This is a genomic window from Streptomyces gottesmaniae (genome assembly GCF_031845845.1).
In the GTDB taxonomy this organism is placed as follows: domain Bacteria; phylum Actinomycetota; class Actinomycetes; order Streptomycetales; family Streptomycetaceae; genus Streptomyces; species Streptomyces akebiae.
In genome coordinates this window covers 1-650 of the sequence record NZ_JAVRFJ010000104.1, presented here as the reverse complement: position 1 = coordinate 650, position 650 = coordinate 1, and the positions used below count along the sequence as shown (strand labels likewise).

At 65.5% G+C, this 650-nt stretch carries 1 pseudogene; it reads left to right on the top strand.

Annotated features, from left to right (window positions below):
• Positions 1–506: pseudogene (locus RM704_RS44585) on the top strand (DUF3459 domain-containing protein); the annotation flags it as partial.
• Between the last annotated feature and the right edge of the window lie 144 nt (positions 507–650).

The window sequence follows — 650 nt, the reverse complement described above, 5'->3', positions numbered from 1 at the left end:
GGGGCGTCTACTCCGGCTTTGAACTGTGCGAGAACACCCCCCTCAAACCCGGCAGCGAGGAATACCTCGACTCCGAGAAATACCAACTCCGCCCCCGCGACTGGGACACGGCCGAACGCGACGGACGTACCATCGCCCCACTGCTCGGCAAGCTCAACGAGATCAGGCGTCGGAGCCCGGCGCTGCGTCAGTTGCGGGATCTGCACTTCCACCACGCCGACCAGGAAGCGGTGATCGTCTACTCGAAGCGCGCGGGCTCGAACACGGTTCTGGTGGTGGTCAACCTCGACCCCCACCACACCCAGGAGGCCACGGTCTCGTTGGACATGCCGCGACTCGGCCTGGACTGGCATGAGTCCGTGCTGGTGCGCGACGAGCTCACCGGCGAGGTCTACACCTGGGGCAGGAACAACTACGTACGTCTGGAACCGGGCCGCACACCCGCCCACGTACTGACCGTCCTGCGACCGTCCAACCCGCAGATCGGGGGGTCACCCACACAATGATCGTCAACGAGCCCGTTCCGGACACCTTCGAGGACACGCCGCAGAAGGACCGGGACCCGGACTGGTTCAAACGCGCCGTCTTCTACGAGGTCCTCGTCCGCTCCTTCCAGGACAGCAACGGCGACGGCGTCGGCGACCTCAAGG